The sequence below is a fragment of the Salinicola sp. CR57 genome (assembly GCF_003206585.1).
Classification (GTDB): Bacteria; Pseudomonadota; Gammaproteobacteria; order Pseudomonadales; family Halomonadaceae; genus Salinicola; species Salinicola lusitanus.
This window is the reverse complement of the sequence record NZ_PZJL01000010.1, coordinates 14338-29729: the sequence shown is the minus strand read 5'-3', so window position 1 is coordinate 29729 and position 15392 is coordinate 14338. Positions and strand designations below refer to the sequence as shown.

The window sequence follows — 15392 nt, the reverse complement described above, 5'->3', positions numbered from 1 at the left end:
ACCCGAAGCAGTGCCTACCGATTCGCTGCGCCCGTCAGCACGGGCGCAACGCAGGGATATCGTGTGTCGTCGGTATCAATCGAGGCTGGCGAAGGACATCTCCACGCTGCCCCGCTCGCTGTTACCGCCTCCATTCACATTCTTCAGCGCCTGGGCAGCGGCCGTGCTCTGGCCTTGGCCTACCAGGCTATCGTTGCCGCCCGCGATGTCGGTCGCACGCTGGGTCGTAGCAGCGACATAGGCCAGGGAATTATCGGCTGCGGTGCTGTGGCCACCGCTGACGGTGTTGATTCGATACTCGCTCGGCAGCAGCTGGTACTGGGAGGTCGCCTGGGTATTGAGGGCTTCATGCTGTTGAGCGAAAGCGCGTTGTTCCATGACGCTATTGGCCTGAGCGGCAGCGGGAAGTGCGATAGCCAGAGCGACAGCGGCGAGAATGCGAGTTTTCATGGTAAACCTCCAATCATCTTCGTTTGCGTGGTTGGCCTCTTGGCCTGACCGTTGAAGAGATTATGAGGGTCAGTTTATTAGGTGGCTAATCAGTTAGCTTGAAGTCGTCTATCACCGAGATTGATAGAAAAATATCCGCACCCGCCACGCGGGGGCTGCCCTGTTGCACTGCCAACCGGCTACGATAACGAAGCCAGCCGGCGCACGGGAGACAGGGGAAACCAATGGGACAGGCACGGAACGCGATCATTCTGGGCGGATTGCTGGCCATCGGCATGATCTGGGGCGGAAGCTACATCGAGGACGCCGCCGAAACCTGGCGTGACGCCGGCCGCAGCGTCACGGTCAAGGGCCTTTCGGAGCGCGAGGTGCCGGCGGACATGGCACTCTGGCCGCTGCACTACACCGTCACCGCCAACGAGCTGGAAACGCTGCAGCAGGAGTTGACGACGCAGGAGAGCCGCATTCGCGAGTTTCTCACCCAGCGGGGCTTCCAGACCGACAACATCACCGTGACCTCGCCCCAGGTGACCGACCGCTTCGCCAATCTCTACGGCGCCGACCGGCCCGACGAGCGCTACCAGGCCGAAGCCACGGTGCTGCTGCGCACGCCGGCGGTGGATAGCGTCAAGAAAGCGATGCCCCAGACCGGAGAACTGGTCCGCGCCGGGGTGGTGCTGTCACCCAACTACGACTACCGCACCGAATTCCTGTTCACCGGTCTCAATGACATCAAGCCGGAGATGGTCGCCGAAGCCACCCAGGATGCACGCGGCGTCGCCCAGCAGTTCGCCAGAGACTCAGGCAGTCGCGTCGGCGAAATCCGCAGCGCCAACCAGGGCTACTTCTCGATCGAAGATGTCGACAGCTACACCCCCGATATCAAGCGCGTGCGGGTGGTGACGACGATCGATTACGCGCTGGAACAGTGAGATCAATTCTCGCGTCCACTCTCGACCGAAGCGGACGGGATCCCAACGACAAAACCATCACAGATGAGCGCCGGTGGCACGACAGCTAGGCTTTAAATAGCCCGTTTTCGCTCAACTGACCGAGAGGCCGGCTTCCCGCGCCCATTCCAGGGCGTCTGCACCTGCGGGAATGCGCATCGGCGCGGCCGGATCGGTTGCTGCACGCCAGACCGCCTCGGCTACATCCCGCGCATAGGTGACCGGGCCCGATTCGTCGGTGATCCGTGCGATCGTCTGCTGAATCAGAACCGCGTAGTCAGCACTCTCCAGGCCGTGACGGTACGCGTTGTCACCGAACTGCGTTTCGGGCGAACGGCCGGGCAGCACGACGCGCACATCGATGCCGAACGGTGCAAGCTCAATGGCCAATGACGCCGAGAACGCATTCACCGCGGCCTTGCTGGCCGTATACATCGATAGCAGCGGCAATGCCTTGAGCGTGACGGTCGAGGTCACATTGATGATGGTGCCGGCGCCCCGAGCACGAAGTTGCGGCAGGAAGGCTTGGGTCATCGCCATGGTGCCGATGGTGTTGGTCTCGAACAGCGCACGTGCCAGGTCCGGGTCGGTGAGCTCGAACGGTGCGGCCGCGCCCACGCCGGCATTGTTGACCAGCACGTCGATCGGGCCGGCGGCGTCGACGGTCGCGGCTATGCTGGCGGGATCGGTCACGTCGAGTGCAAGCACGCGTAGACGATCGGAGGTCGGTAATACATCCGCGCGCGGCGTGCGCATGGTGGCGATGACACGCCAGTCGCGCTCAAGAAAATACCGCGCGATCTCCAAGCCGAAACCGGACGAACAACCCGTGATCAGAACCGTCTTCATGGGAACTCCTTTGATCCGAACATTGAGCTACACACGATAGGCGTCACTCACCGCACTCACTACAATCCATAATCCAAATTTCATTGGCGAAAGTCCGATCATGATCGATCCGCTGGCCGAGGTGGTTTCCCTGCTGCAGCCCAGCATGCGGTTTTCCAAGCTGATCGTTGGTGGCGGGCCCTGGCGCGTGCGCCGCAGCGATCCGGGCGACTTGTTCTATTGCGTCGTGCTGGAAGGCGAGTGCCTCTCCTCCCCCGGTGCCGGGGAGCCGATCCATCTCACTGCCGGTGATTTCCTGCTGGCTCCATCGGCGCAGGACATCGTCGCGTCCAGTCATCCACCACCGCCACTCGATGTCGAGAACTGGCCTGCCGCCATCGGCGACGGCGTATTCCGACTCGGCGCGGCGGATGCGGCGCCCGATGTGCGCATGCTGATCGGCCATTGTCATTTCGAATCGCCCGACGCGGCGTTGCTGGTCTCGCTGTTGCCGCAACGCGTGCATATTCGCGATCAGCGGCGACTGGCGATGCTGGTCAAGCTTGTCAGCGAAGAGTCGCGCGCCGATCGGCCGGCGCGCGATATGGTGCTGTCGCGGCTGCTGGAAGTACTGATGATCGAAGCGCTGCGAGTCACCGGAGAAACAGCGGCCTCGCCCGGCCTGGTGCTCGGGCTCGCCGATAATCGCCTAGCGAACGCGATACGCGCCATGCACGCCGAGCCGACACACGCGTGGACGGTGGCAGAATTGGCGCGGCAGGCGGCGTTGTCACGGTCGGCTTTCTTCGAGCGCTTCAAGCAGACGGTCGGCCTTGCGCCGATGGCGTATCTGCTCGCCTGGCGCATGGCGCTAGCCAAGCGAATGTTGAGAAACGATCAGAGTCGTATCGCCGATGTTGCCGAGCGGGTCGGCTACAGTTCGGCGAGCACCTTCAGCGTTGCCTTCACGCGCCACGTTGGCACGCCGCCGACGCGGTACGCCAACGACAGAGAGCCGCTATAGCCGCAGTCAGTTCAGTCGCCACGTGATTAGGGCAGCGACGACCTTTGACATGCCTATGGCTAAAACGTCATCCAACAGCTCGCCGAGGGCCTGCCGGCACAAGGTCTATTTGACCTCAAGGTGGAGCTGGGTCGGTTTCCTGATGCCCCGGTATGGCATACAGAAGTTTGAGAGACGAGTTGGCGGGCGTGGTCGCGGCTACGAATGTACGGTCTATCGTTAGGAGGGCGAGTGAGTCACCAAGTCCGCTTTCGGCCAAAAGCGGACGTTCATCCAAAAGTAGATATAACGCCGCGTTCACCGGCTTATCCGGTGCAACGCTTTGTTAACTCTCTATCACGTATGGGAAATATTTTGATATCGAACGAAGTATTAAGATTGGCAACTTATTCTCAAATGCTGATAAGTATTTCCTAGTGATTAACGACTGATCTGAATTTGTTTCGTTAAGCAATACACTGCCCCAATGGTCAGGGGAATAGCGCATCAAATTACTGAGCGTACTAGTGAGCATGAAGTGTATGCAGATTTCCGGAAATACCACTGGATGGAACGGATTTTCTATATACCAAAGATTACCTCGCGCATCGCACGAAATAGATGCGCTGATTTTAAACGCATCCGAGGCAGGAACAGAAACAATATACTTACCAAAGCGTTCTGATACAGGAAAACCCTCGAAGGAGCATTCTACGTCAGATAAACTAGGCCGTCTTTCACCATCGCCAACTTGAAACTCCCACACGATATTTCTATCATTTTTCCCCATGGAAACGCTTAGAGGGTGAGTTCGACCAATCTCGCCCGTAGTAATTCTGTAATATTCCCGTATTTCCGGAACCATGCTGAGCAACGTTCCAACACCAATTGTATGGCGTTTCTTAAAAAACTCCAGCAAGGATTGTGACGCATCTTGTTGTATAGAAAACTCCGCATTCCTAACATTTAATGTTGGAAACGCACAAAGAAGATCACTAAAAGTTCCCTGTGGCATATCACCGCCAACTTGACTCTTCATTCCATCAGGTATGTAGTTCAATCCATGAGAACCGGGAAGTGAGTCCAATGAGGTGCGAATGGGGTTATTCAGTATTATAAACGCGTATGCGTATGCAGTAAGTGAGTAAAAAAAGTTAAGCGGCTTCACCATTAGGGAGCCGGTTTTTCCCGCGAGATACAGTTCTCGCCCCTGCCTCATGCAGTTCCTTACTCGGGAAGCCTCAGACGCACTAATCCCCGCATTTCTTGAATCCCCAACCGCACGTTTGCGAATTTTATACAATTCACGAACATGCTCTGTGTTTTCCATATTTTCAACAAGTTCCAAGATAGCCTGCTCAAAATGGAGATCATTGATCGGCAATAGCCTCGAAGGATCATCTGCGGCGAGTCGAGCATTTATCTCCTTTTTTAGGAGGTAATAGTTCTTGGACGAGTTCAAGTCAGAATCATTGGCCTCATTCAGGCCTTCTTTCCTGAAATATTTTTTCAGGTCTCCTCCGTTCTCTCGCCTTTCTTCTTTACTAAACACCTTCCATTTTTCAACAAGGTCTTGCTTTTTTGTAGCTATAGCTTCATACGCCCCGTCATTCTTAAACGGAGAATTATTTTCTGCTTCTGTAATCTCTATTAACCCTGAGAGTAAGTTGTCAAGCATATGTTCTATCCATCCTAAGAGTTAACACTTAGCGTAACCGGCCGATTTTGGAGCGCCAGCGAAGAAACCGGTCCGCGTTGATGCTATTGTTAGTGTGAGCACCTTTCAATCTATTCAAGAATTGTGCCAATTTTGACTGCTACAAGTACGTCATGCTCCGCAGATTTTTCTATGATCATTCCAGCAAGTCTACCCGTCGGAGTGTGATTGGGTTTATAGACATCTACTTGATGCAAAGCGCCCACATCAATCAAAGCGCCTCCGCTTGCACCCCTAGGCGACAATGTATTGACCTTATTGCCATCAGAGTCTCGTGCGTACTTGTTATGGTACTTCAGAAGAATATGTTCATTTCCGCTGAGCGACCGCTTAGCGGCCCACGACTTATCCTTTTTTAAGGTAGATGTGTATTTCATGTATTTAGGCGTCACGCTGTTATTCACATTATCATGCTTCTTGTTTTTTGAATTTGGATATCCGAGTGCAAGATACGCATTATCATGACAGCTACTCTTAAGAGAGATCATCGACTCACTGATAAAGGGTAGATCGTCACAACCTTCCAAACTGAGATTGGTCAATTCAGTCCAGGCGAAGTCATAATGATCTTTACTACGGTCATTATCTGGCTTGTTCGTGCAAAAAAACTCGGCTGAAATTTCCTGTAAACAAGACCCCACTCCCAAATACAGAGTAGACTCACTATTTTCGTCGATAATGTGAGCAGCTGTAACCAGGTACCGTTTGTCTTTCCACAAAAGTAGGAACCCACTACCAATATGGTCCGGTCGGCCATGGTTAGAAGCGCCGTAAATTGGTCTTATTGCTGCAATAAATTGGTCGGCGCCGCTATCTGCAGCCTGATCTAGCTTCTCTCTCACCAACTCGCTCATAGTCTTAATGGTGCCCATTTCTTATTCTCACTAACGCTGCCAGCATGCGCGGCTACGGAATGGAGGCAAAGCCGCAATGTAGTAGACGTCGCCGTGCCTGGCCTTGTTAGGCTCATCCCCTAGCATCTCGGCCTTCTTCATCTTCAGGGACCCTAAAACGCCAATATTTTTCAGGTCTCACCCAAACCACATTATCTCGGTTTATATTTCTGAACTCATTCAAAACAGACCTTCCTAAGACAAGGTTGCCATCGGAATTTTCCCGAAGAAGGCTTTCTGCGGTGGATTTCACCAGAAAATCTACGACATCATTTTGATATAGACATTCATGCTTCTCTAGCTCGCCTTGCATCCATTGAGCGGCAGTTTTTGCATCCATGCTTATGATTCTTCCTCAACCTTCACGAGTGAATCGTGCGGAAAGACGCCCGTATCTAATTTTTTTCCAGCAAACCACTGACACTTGTAACTGCCTGTGTACTGTCTATCCAAATTTGTCGTCAACTCTCTGACGGTCATATGTGGACCACCAGATTTCAGCTTGACGATATCCCCAACCGAGTAAAAATCTTCTTTTTTCATGAATACTCCCTTTAAGCTATGAATGACTCTAAATAAGCCTAACGCCCGGTTCACGCGCCAATTTGGAGTTGCGAAGCGACGAAAAATTGGTCGCTGTGAAGCCGATTGTTAGGCGTACTTCCCATAGACTTTGTAAATAGACTCATAATTTTCGCGCTTCAACTCACCAGAGTATGTTATCCCTTCTCTTTCAGCTATTTCCTTAAGTGTTTTATAAAAATCTGGCAGCGATCTTTCTACTGCATCTTTTACCTTAGGAAAAATGGTATTTTTTAACGAATCCTTATCGACCTTTCCCGCAATTATTGCATCACACGATGCTCTGATACGGCTAAAATAAACTTCACCTGTAGTGGATATCAAAAAGAAGTCGTCTAAATTAGGCTCACCTTTTTTGTTGGCGTATTTATTTATTGCTTTTGAAAACTCTTGAAAAGCATCTGTTTGTTCACCGATCAACTGCCTAGCTGTCTCTACTAGTTGAATTTCGTAGTCTTTTCTTTCCTTCTTTGTCATCGTAAAGCGTGAAACAAAAAATCCAAGAAGAAATGTACCAATGGGAATCCCCAGCTCGATCAAAAGGTCCACCGCTTTTAGGTCGTCAGGAGAAAGATCACCGGCCACGCTGTTGGTTTCCTCTGTTACGAGCAGCAGCTAGGAGCGCTTCAATGGTATCCGCCTCTGAGGCGTACACCATTGTATTAAAGTCAGGGAATACCTGTTCGGCGGCTCGCTCGCCGGCAACTTCCTTGCCAATTCCTGATCGAATAAGAACTTCAACTAACGATGCCCACTGCTCAATCTCTTGCTCAGTTGGGTTGTGGTTTAGACCGTATTTAATAAATAGCGAGTGATTAATACTCATACATGCTCCTGATTTTTATGTCTAACAGGTATTAGACAGTGCGCTCGTTTATTGACTTGAACGCGCACGCGAGTTCAACAATATTATGTTGCGCACTGTTTTCTCCATAACATACTGAAAAATCGACATGTTAAGTATAGCTTGGCCACATAACACCAATCATAGTGCCAGCTGCATAACACCGATGAGCGTGCAGGCAGCCTTTCCACCATGGCTCCTTTGGGTCGATTGCAGTCATTCGCCCAGCGTGTCGCCTGCACTCATCTCATCAGACATCTACTAGCCTTCTGCACCACCCTGTAACTCTAGGTAACCCAGATCCCTTAGCACCACAACCCCGCCAAAAGGCTGTCAGCGATCTCCTACAAGACCGCGTCGTTCACAATCTCCCCTTTCCACTTCATTTGTTATGTTATAACCTTTGCCTCCGTTTCAGGAGATCGTCATGTCACACCGTCACCGGCACCGCCCCGATGGGCCGTGCCATTTTTCGTTGATGTCGCTGGGCGCCGGGCGGCGCGTGTTGCTGGCGCTGTTGCCGCTGGCTGTGCTGTGGCTCGTCGCGGGCTGGGCTGCCGGGGTGTTCGGTTGATGGGGCAGCCGAGAACAGAGGCGCTGGATGAGCCCAACATCCTGCTGACGCTGGAATCGTTATCGCTGGCGCAGGGCAACCGCATGGTGCTGGAGGGTATCGACGGTCATTTCGAGGCCGGCACCATCACCGCGCTGGTGGGCGCCAACGGCGCCGGCAAGAGCACGCTGGTCCAGGGGATCATGGGCGAGCTGCGCCCCGTCAGCGGTCGGGTTGACTGCCGTGTACCCAACGCCCGGCGCGCCTGGCTGCCGCAGCAGCTGGCGCTGGACCTGACCTTCCCGATGAGCGTCGAGGAGCTGGTGATGAGCGGCTGCTGGCCGACCCACGGCAGTTTCAAACGCTACGGCCCGACGGAGTACCGTCGAGGCCAGGCGGTGATGCAGCGCCTGGGCCTGCAGGCGTTCGAACACCGCCCGCTGGGCGAGCTGTCCGGCGGCCAGCGCCAGCGCGCCCTGCTGGGCCGTACCTTGATGCAGGAAGCCCAGTTGCTGCTGCTGGACGAGCCGTTCGCCAATGTCGATGCCGCCACCGTCGAGGTGCTGATCGAGGTACTGCAGGACATGGCGGCCAAGGGCGCGGCGATCATCATCGTGCTGCACGATCACGATCAGATGACCCGGCTGGCCAACCGGATCCTGCACCTGGAGCGCGGGCATGGTACCTGGTCAACGCCCGCCCGGGTCGGCGACGCCTCCTCCACGGCGGAGACGCTGACATGATCGACTGGTTGTTCTCTCCGTTAATCGATTTCGGTTTCATGCGCCGCGCGCTGGTAGCCGGCCTGGCGCTGTCGCTGGTCGCGCCGCCGCTGGGGGTTTTCCTCACCCTGCGCGGTATGAGCCTGGTCGGCGACGCCATGGCCCACGCCGTGTTGCCGGGCGTGGCGGTGGGTTTCCTGCTGGCCGGGTTCTCGCTGCCGGCGATGAGCTTTGGCGGCCTGATCGCGGGGCTGCTGGTGGCAGGGCTGGCGGGCAGCGTGTCGCGCCTGACCGGCCATCGCGAAGACTCCGCCATCGCCAGCTTCTACCTGATCTCGCTCGCCGCCGGGGTGATGTTGATCTCGATGCGCGGCAGCAGCGTCGATCTGACCCACGTGCTTTTCGGCTCGATCCTGGCGGTGGACAGTACCGCGCTGTGGCTGATCGTCAGCGTGTCGAGCCTGACCCTGATCGTGCTCGCCGCGATCTTCCGCATCCTGGTGGTGGAGTGCCTCGACCCGCTGTTCCTGCGCGGCCAGGGCATTCGCGGCGGCGCCGTGCATGGCCTGTTCCTGGGCTTGATGGTGCTCAATCTGACGGCCGGCTTCCAGACGCTGGGGACGCTGATGGCGGTCGGCCTGATGATGCTGCCGGCCACCGCGGCGCGCTTCTGGTCGAAACGCCTCGAAGGCCTGATGGGGCTGGCCATCGCCATCGGTATGATCTCGAGCGTGGGAGGCCTGCTGCTCTCCTATCACGCCGGCCTGCCCTCCGGTCCCTGCATCATTCTGCTCGCTGGCGTCATCTATCTGTTTTCCGCGCTGTTCGGGCGGTACCACAGCGTCTTTGCCCGCTGGCGTCGTCGGGTGCAGCCCATGCTGCCACCGGACGCCCACGGCTAACGCGGCACTCCATCGTTCAACTTCACTCGAGGAATTCAAGATGTCACGTCAATCCATCGCTTCCACGCTGCTCAAGGGCCTCATCGCCGGCGGTCTTAGCGTCGCCGCCCTGTCACCGATCTATGCCCAGGCGGAGCCGCTCAAGGTCGTCACCAGCTTCAGCATCCTCGACGACATGGTCGAGACCATCGGTGCCGATCACGTCTCGGTCACCTCGCTGGTCGGCCCGGATGGCGACGTGCACGCGTTCTCGCCCAAGCCCTCTGACGCGCAGTCGCTGGCCGACGCCGACCTGATCGTGGTCAACGGCCTGCAGCTAGAAGGCTGGATCGATCGCCTGATCGACGCCAGCGAATATCAGGGCGACATCGTGGTTGCCAGCGAAGGCGTCAAGACGCGGCCGTTCGAGGGTCATGGCGACGAGGATGAGGGCGACGGCCATGGTCACGATCATGATGACCACGACCACGACCACGACCACGACCACGACCACGACGAACATGATCAGGCCGCGAATGGCGGTGAGGAAGGTCACCACCACCATGGCGATGTCGATCCGCACGCCTGGCAGGATCTCGAGAACGGCGAGCAGTACGCCCGCAACATCCGCGATGCGCTGGTGAAGGCGGACCCGGATCACGCCGACGACTACCGCGCCAACGCCAAGCAGTACATCGAGAAGATGGAAGCGCTGGACACCGAGACCAAGCAGCGCATGGCGCAGATTCCGGAGCAGAATCGCCTGATCATCACCAGCCACGACGCCTTCGGCTACTTTGCCGACGCTTACGGTCTCGAGCTGCTCTCGCCGGTGGGTATCAATACCCTGGCCGAACCCAGCGCCAGTGACATGGCCCAGTTGACGCAGCAGATCGAGAGCAGCCACGCCAAGGCACTGTTCCTGGAGAACATGAGCAACCCGGCGCTGATCAATCAGTTGCACGAAGAGACCGGCATCGCCATCGGCGGGACGCTGTACGCCGACGCCCTGACACCCGATGGCGAAGGCAGCACCTACCTCGGCATGTTCCAGCACAACGTCGACACGCTGATCGAGGCGTTGACGACCAACGACTGACGCGGCGAGGCCGGCGGCACCGCCGGCCGTTTCTCGCACTGGTCAATCAAGGCCACCTGAACGACACTGCTTCTCGAACCATCGCCGAGACAGTGTCGTTTTCATGCCGCCAGTGACTGCTCCCCACCGCCATATCTCTCTTGCCCAGGCCCGGCGGCTCGCCCTGAAGGCCCAGGGATTCAGCGCCTCCTCCCCCGAAACCATCAACCGCGGCCATATCAACCGCCTGTTGAGTCGCCTTGGCGTGTTGCAGATCGACTCCGTCAACGCCCTCGCACGCTCCCACTACCTGCCCGTTCTGTCGCGGCTCGGCCCGTATCCGACGCCACTGCTCGACGAGGCGGCCTGGAGCCGCAATCGCCATCGGTCGTTGTTCGAGTACTGGGGCCACGAAGCCTCGCTGCTGCCGCTCTCGCTCTATCCGGCGATGCGCTGGCGCATGCGCCGCGCCCAGGACGGTATCGGTATCTACAAGCACCTGGCGAGATTCGGGCGGGAGCGGCGCGACGTGATCGAGCGCGTGCTGGCCAGCGTGCGCGAGCAGGGGCCACTGGGGGCGGGGGCGCTGAACACGCGGGAAGGGCCGTCCGGCCCGTGGTGGGACTGGAGCGAGGAGAAACAGGCGCTGGAGTGGCTGTTCGCCGCCGGCGAGGTCACTGTTGCCCGCCGCCGGGGCTTCGAACGGCTCTATGATCTCCCCGAGCGGGTGCTGCCGGCGGCGGTGCTGAACCAGCCCGAGCCCGACCTGCTCGAAGCCCATCGCCAACTCTTGGCCCAGTCCGCCGCCGCCCTGGGGGTGGCCACCGAGAAAGACCTGCGCGACTACTATCGGCTGGCACCGAACGATACCCGCGCCGCACTCGAGACCCTGGTCGAGGACGGCACCTTGACGCAGGTCGCGGTGCAGGGCTGGCGCCAGCCCGGCTATCTGCTCGGCGACCCCAGCGTGCCGAGGCGCATCGATACCGCTGCCCTGCTGTCACCGTTCGACTCGCTCGTCTGGTACCGCGAGCGAACCGAGCGGCTGTTCGGGTTCCACTATCGCCTCGAGTTCTACGTGCCACCTCGCAAGCGCCTCTACGGCTACTATGTCATGCCCTTTCTCCACGGCGACCGGCTCGTCGGCCGCATCGATCTCCGCGCCCGTCGCGCCGAGGGCGAACTGACGGTTCTCGCGCTCCACCCGGAGCCGGAGGTCCACTTCGGAGAGGCGCAACTCACCGCCCTGGCGCAGCAGTTCGAGCAACTGGCAACTTGGCTGGGGCTGCCGCGCATCCATCTCGCCTGCGAGCGCCCGCTGGCCCAGCGGCTCATGGCCCACTGGCCGGTGGACTCGCAGCGGCGGCGCCATCTCTGAAGCCGGCACGGCGCCGGCTCTTTCCTTTTCCTGCCTCCCGTTTCCCGTTTCCCGTTTCCCTAAGAATACTTCTGCGACCAATAACCACATTCTTTTTGTGGTTATTCGGTCGTAGCCTGATCCCGATGCCACGACCCGAACCGGTCGCGGCGAGTACACCAAGGGCCATCAAGGGAACGCCACTCATGAATACGATCCTACGCCGCTTGAGCATCGCCGGACTGGCGGTAGCGACATCGCTCGGCGCCAGCAGCGCCTTCGCTTACGGTGCCGGCGACTGGTTCACCCACTTCGGTATCGCCAAGGTCTCGCCCAAGAGCGACAACGGTGACTTCGATGCCATCGGCGTCGACAAGATCGACGTCGATGACGAAAGCGGCTTCGCCTTCACGCTCGGTTATCGCTTCCTCGACAACTGGGGCATCGAACTGCTGGCCGCCCAACGCTTCAAGCACGACATCAATCTGGATGGCACTCAGATGGGCTCCACCAAACATCTGCCACCAACCCTGACGCTGCAGTACTACCCGCTCGGCGGCACCGATGCCCGGGTTCAGCCCTATGTCGGCGCCGGCCTGAACTACACCCACTTCTCCGACGAGAAGGTCGACGGCGGCAGCCTGAAGATGGATGACTCCTGGGGCGCCGCGGCGCAACTGGGCATCGACCTGCTGATCGATGACCACTGGTCGTTGAATGCGGCGGCCTGGTACCTGGATATCGACTCCGACACCACCGCCACGATCGGCGGCGAGTCCTACGACACCACGGTCCATATCGACCCCGTCGTGGTCATGGGCGGCATCGGCTACCGCTTCTGAAGCGAGCCACCGCCACACGCTCGGATCCTCCCTGGCCACCGCCCGGTGGCCAGGCATAGGGCTCGCCTCCCGGTCTCGTCCCTCCAGAGGGGGGCTGGCAAAAGCCTGCGCTCGACAGTACGGCGTGGAATCGGCCTCGCACGCGAGCCCGAACTCGGCGCCCGCCTCAGACTGCGCATTTCTCCAGCGCGAACTGATGCGTCAGCCTGGTCCTTCTCCCATTCGATGTTGCCTGGTCCCGCCTTCACTCACCGAGTGGGTTAACCCCCCATCAGCGATTTTTGCCCAAAACTATAGACTTACGGCGAAGAGAATGTGATCATTCGCAGCCTAACTTTTACTCCGCTTCAATACTGACCCATGGGTGACCGCACTCATGGGCGTTGGTCATTCATGATTCGAATTCCTGCCGATCACTGGCTACTGGCGTTGAGAACGGTGCTGGCCGTCTGGCTTGCGTTGTTCCTGGCCATGCGCCTCGATCTCTACCAACCCGCCTGGGCGATCCTGGCGGTGATGATCGTGACCCTGCAGCCGGTCATGTTCACCGGCGGCACGCCGCCGCTCGGGATCATCATCGGGCGCAGCGTCGCACGGCTGTTCGGCACCCTGTTCGGGGCGGTCGTCGGGCTGGCGCTGATCGCCCTGTTCGGCCAGCAGCCCATGCTCTATCTGCTGTTTTCCGGCGGCTGGCTCGCCTTCTGCATGTACTGGGTGATGCTCGAGCAGGACGAGTATCTCGGCTACGTGATGATGCTCAGCGGCTATACCGCGACCCTGGTCTCGCTGACGGCGATCGGTACCGGCGTCGACCAGATCTGGACGATCGCGCTGGCACGCTTCACCGAGACGGCGCTGGGGATCGGCTGCGGACTGCTGATGCACGTGGTCATCGCGCCGCGCTTCGGCAGCCGCGCGCTGCCCGGCGCACTGTCATCCTTCCTCTCGCTGAGCGCCCGGGAAACACTGGCCTCGCTGGACGCCCCGCGCTCACGGGCGCAGCGGGACGACGGGCTCAAGGCGCTGCTGGCGACCTACCAGCAGTTCGAAAAGTTGCGGGGCTTGACGCGTCTCGAGACCCGCCGGCTCAGCCATTTCATTCCCGCGCTGGATCGCTTTGCCGCCGATGGCCTGGCACTGCTCACCGCCGTGCGGGAACTGCAGACGGCGCTCGATTACCTGCGCGCCTGCGACGACGGCGAACGCTGGCTGAACCAACTCGCCACGGAGGCGGTCCCGCTGCTCGAGACGATCGAGTCGGCGCCGGATGGCGAACCCAGCGAACGCCTGGTGCTGGCCGACTTCGACTGGGACGACACCACGGTCGAGCCACGCAGCCGCGCCCGCGCCGAGCTGGTGCGCCAGCGTCTCGGCGAGGTACTGGGGCTGCTCCAGCACGGCCGGCGATTGCGCCACGCGCTCGACGACCCGGCCTCGTCGCGGATCGAGACGCTACCTCGCGAGCGCCGCTCGCGAACCACCCACAACGAGCACTTCGTGGCCCGCTTCAACGCCTTCCGCGTGTTCGTCGCCTTCGAGCTGCTGGGCCTGTTCTGGATCCACAGCGGCTGGCACTCCGGCTATCTCGCCATGATGCTGCTGGGCGTCTTCACCATGCTGTTCGCCAAGGCGCCCGATCCCGCGGCGGTGGTCTATCAGTTCCTGTGGGGCTCGATCGCTGCGGTGATCTTCGGCGGCGTGCTGCTGTTCCTGGTGCTGCCGGTGATCAACGGTTTCCCGCTGCTGGCGCTGGCGGTGGCAATACCGGTGACCATCGGCACGCTGCTGACCCCTCATCCGCGCTGGTCGGCGATCGGGCTGGCCGGCGCCATCACCATGATGACGCTGCTCAACCTCAACTCCACCTACACTTTCGCCCCGGCGCGCTACATCAACGGCGGGCTGGCCTCGATCATCGGCACCCTCTGCGCCATGTTCACCTACTCCCTGCTGCGCCAGCGCTCGCCGGACGAGCGCATCCGGATCCTGATGGCCGCCTACTGGCGCGGCCTGAGTCGGCTGATGCGGGAGAAATCACTGCCCAACCGCCCCCGCCTGGAGAGTCGCCTCTACGACCGGCTGGGCCGGCTGGTCGCCCTCGGCGGCAGCGACCAAGCCCTGCGCGAAGCCATCGACCTCCATGCCATGGCGCTGTGCGTATGGCGTATCCGCCGTCTGCGCGGCGCCCTCGGCCCCCACCGTGCCGAGATCGAAGCCTGGCTTGCCGGCATCGGCGCACGACTGATCGCCCGCGAACGCCACGACCCCGCCGTCTGGCAGAGCCTGGCCGACGAGGCCATCGCCTGGGTCGAGCGGCTCTATCACGAGACCCACCTGCCGATCGCCAGCATCGGGGAGATCGCCATGCTGGGCCACCTGATGCGCGAAGCGCCGGGCGTGACCCTCGAAGCCCGCGCCAACGCCGAGACGGCAGACGTCTCGATGGCGGCCACCACCGGAGAGTCGCGACATGCTGGCTGAATGGTCCTTCCTGGGATTTCTGATGCCGCCGCTGGCCGTTCCGGTTCTGGTGGCGCTGGGGCTCTATCTGGTTCTCCGGCGTCTCTTCGTGCGCCTGGGGCTCTATCACTGGTTCTGGCAACCGGTGCTCGCGGATATCGCGATCTACGCTTTGCTGTTGTGGTCGGTGCTGGCCCTGACGGGCTCACTACCGATCGCTGGATGAGGAAAA

General features: G+C 59.3%; 18 protein-coding genes. 10 read left to right on the top strand and 8 right to left on the bottom strand.

Annotated elements, in window-relative coordinates:
- Positions 1 to 75: 75 nt before the first annotated feature.
- The gene (locus DOM56_RS14895; protein WP_110709878.1) at positions 76 to 450 is read right to left on the bottom strand and encodes a hypothetical protein; all 375 of its coding nucleotides are present in this window, start codon (positions 448 to 450) and stop codon (positions 76 to 78) included.
- 224 nt (positions 451 to 674) lie between these two features.
- Between DOM56_RS14895 and DOM56_RS14890 the strand changes: the two genes are divergently transcribed.
- The gene (locus tag DOM56_RS14890; RefSeq protein ID WP_110709877.1) at positions 675 to 1382 is read left to right on the top strand and encodes an SIMPL domain-containing protein; all 708 of its coding nucleotides are present in this window, start codon (positions 675 to 677) and stop codon (positions 1380 to 1382) included.
- A 111-nt stretch (positions 1383 to 1493) separates the two neighbouring features.
- Here DOM56_RS14890 and DOM56_RS14885 read toward each other — a convergent pair whose 3' ends face one another.
- Positions 1494 to 2249: an SDR family oxidoreductase gene (locus DOM56_RS14885; protein WP_110709876.1), complete on the bottom strand. Its 756-nt coding sequence runs from the start codon at positions 2247 to 2249 to the stop codon at positions 1494 to 1496.
- A 100-nt stretch (positions 2250 to 2349) separates the two neighbouring features.
- On the opposite strand from DOM56_RS14885, the gene DOM56_RS14880 reads away from it, so the two are divergent.
- Positions 2350 to 3252 (top strand): AraC family transcriptional regulator, encoded by a 903-nt coding sequence (locus tag DOM56_RS14880; RefSeq protein ID WP_110709875.1) that lies wholly within the window; start codon positions 2350 to 2352, stop codon positions 3250 to 3252.
- Positions 3253 to 3577: 325 nt separating this feature from the next.
- Here the strand turns inward: DOM56_RS14880 and DOM56_RS14875 are convergent, their stop codons facing one another.
- From DOM56_RS14875 to DOM56_RS19745, 6 genes are all read right to left on the bottom strand, one after another.
- On the bottom strand, positions 3578 to 4909 hold the full coding sequence (locus DOM56_RS14875; protein ID WP_110709874.1) for a YaaC family protein: 1332 nt from the start codon (positions 4907 to 4909) through the stop codon (positions 3578 to 3580).
- 110 nt (positions 4910 to 5019) lie between these two features.
- On the bottom strand, positions 5020 to 5820 hold the full coding sequence (locus tag DOM56_RS19755; RefSeq protein WP_157958249.1) for a hypothetical protein: 801 nt from the start codon (positions 5818 to 5820) through the stop codon (positions 5020 to 5022).
- 94 nt (positions 5821 to 5914) lie between these two features.
- A complete protein-coding gene (locus DOM56_RS14870) occupies positions 5915 to 6181 on the bottom strand; it encodes a hypothetical protein (RefSeq protein WP_110709873.1) in 267 nt (88 codons plus the stop codon).
- A gap of 2 nt (positions 6182 to 6183) precedes the next feature.
- Positions 6184 to 6384 carry a DUF2158 domain-containing protein gene (locus tag DOM56_RS14865; RefSeq protein ID WP_110709872.1) on the bottom strand — a complete coding sequence of 67 codons (201 nt, stop codon included), beginning with the start codon at positions 6382 to 6384 and terminating at the stop codon, positions 6184 to 6186.
- A gap of 108 nt (positions 6385 to 6492) precedes the next feature.
- Positions 6493 to 7008 carry a hypothetical protein gene (locus DOM56_RS19750; protein ID WP_157958248.1) on the bottom strand — a complete coding sequence of 172 codons (516 nt, stop codon included), beginning with the start codon at positions 7006 to 7008 and terminating at the stop codon, positions 6493 to 6495.
- Complete coding sequence (locus tag DOM56_RS19745) at positions 6998 to 7249, bottom strand: hypothetical protein (protein ID WP_157958247.1); 252 nt, start codon at positions 7247 to 7249, stop codon at positions 6998 to 7000. Before DOM56_RS19745 ends, DOM56_RS19750 begins: the two co-directional genes overlap by 11 nt.
- Positions 7250 to 7694: 445 nt before the next feature.
- Between DOM56_RS19745 and DOM56_RS19860 the strand changes: the two genes are divergently transcribed.
- From DOM56_RS19860 to DOM56_RS14830, 8 genes are all read left to right on the top strand, one after another.
- Positions 7695 to 7841 (top strand): hypothetical protein, encoded by a 147-nt coding sequence (locus DOM56_RS19860; protein ID WP_167404608.1) that lies wholly within the window; start codon positions 7695 to 7697, stop codon positions 7839 to 7841.
- Positions 7841 to 8563, top strand: a complete 723-nt coding sequence (locus tag DOM56_RS14860; RefSeq protein WP_110709871.1) for a metal ABC transporter ATP-binding protein — start codon at positions 7841 to 7843, stop codon at positions 8561 to 8563. The genes DOM56_RS19860 and DOM56_RS14860 overlap by 1 nt, the downstream gene beginning before the upstream one ends.
- Positions 8560 to 9444, top strand: coding sequence for a metal ABC transporter permease (locus DOM56_RS14855; protein WP_110597533.1), 885 nt, complete (start codon positions 8560 to 8562; stop codon positions 9442 to 9444). The genes DOM56_RS14860 and DOM56_RS14855 overlap by 4 nt, the downstream gene beginning before the upstream one ends.
- 40 nt (positions 9445 to 9484) lie before the next feature.
- Positions 9485 to 10522 carry a zinc ABC transporter substrate-binding protein gene (locus DOM56_RS14850; RefSeq protein WP_110709870.1) on the top strand — a complete coding sequence of 346 codons (1038 nt, stop codon included), beginning with the start codon at positions 9485 to 9487 and terminating at the stop codon, positions 10520 to 10522.
- 103 nt (positions 10523 to 10625) lie between these two features.
- Entirely contained in the window at positions 10626 to 11879 is a 1254-nt protein-coding gene (locus DOM56_RS14845) for a winged helix-turn-helix domain-containing protein (RefSeq protein ID WP_110709869.1), read from the top strand.
- A gap of 185 nt (positions 11880 to 12064) precedes the next feature.
- Positions 12065 to 12700, top strand: a complete 636-nt coding sequence (locus tag DOM56_RS14840; RefSeq protein WP_110709868.1) for an OmpW family outer membrane protein — start codon at positions 12065 to 12067, stop codon at positions 12698 to 12700.
- Between the two features lie 393 nt (positions 12701 to 13093).
- Positions 13094 to 15181 (top strand): FUSC family protein, encoded by a 2088-nt coding sequence (locus DOM56_RS14835; protein ID WP_157958246.1) that lies wholly within the window; start codon positions 13094 to 13096, stop codon positions 15179 to 15181.
- A complete protein-coding gene (locus DOM56_RS14830) occupies positions 15171 to 15386 on the top strand; it encodes a DUF1656 domain-containing protein (protein WP_110709866.1) in 216 nt (71 codons plus the stop codon). Before DOM56_RS14835 ends, DOM56_RS14830 begins: the two co-directional genes overlap by 11 nt.
- Positions 15387 to 15392: the final 6 nt, after the last annotated feature.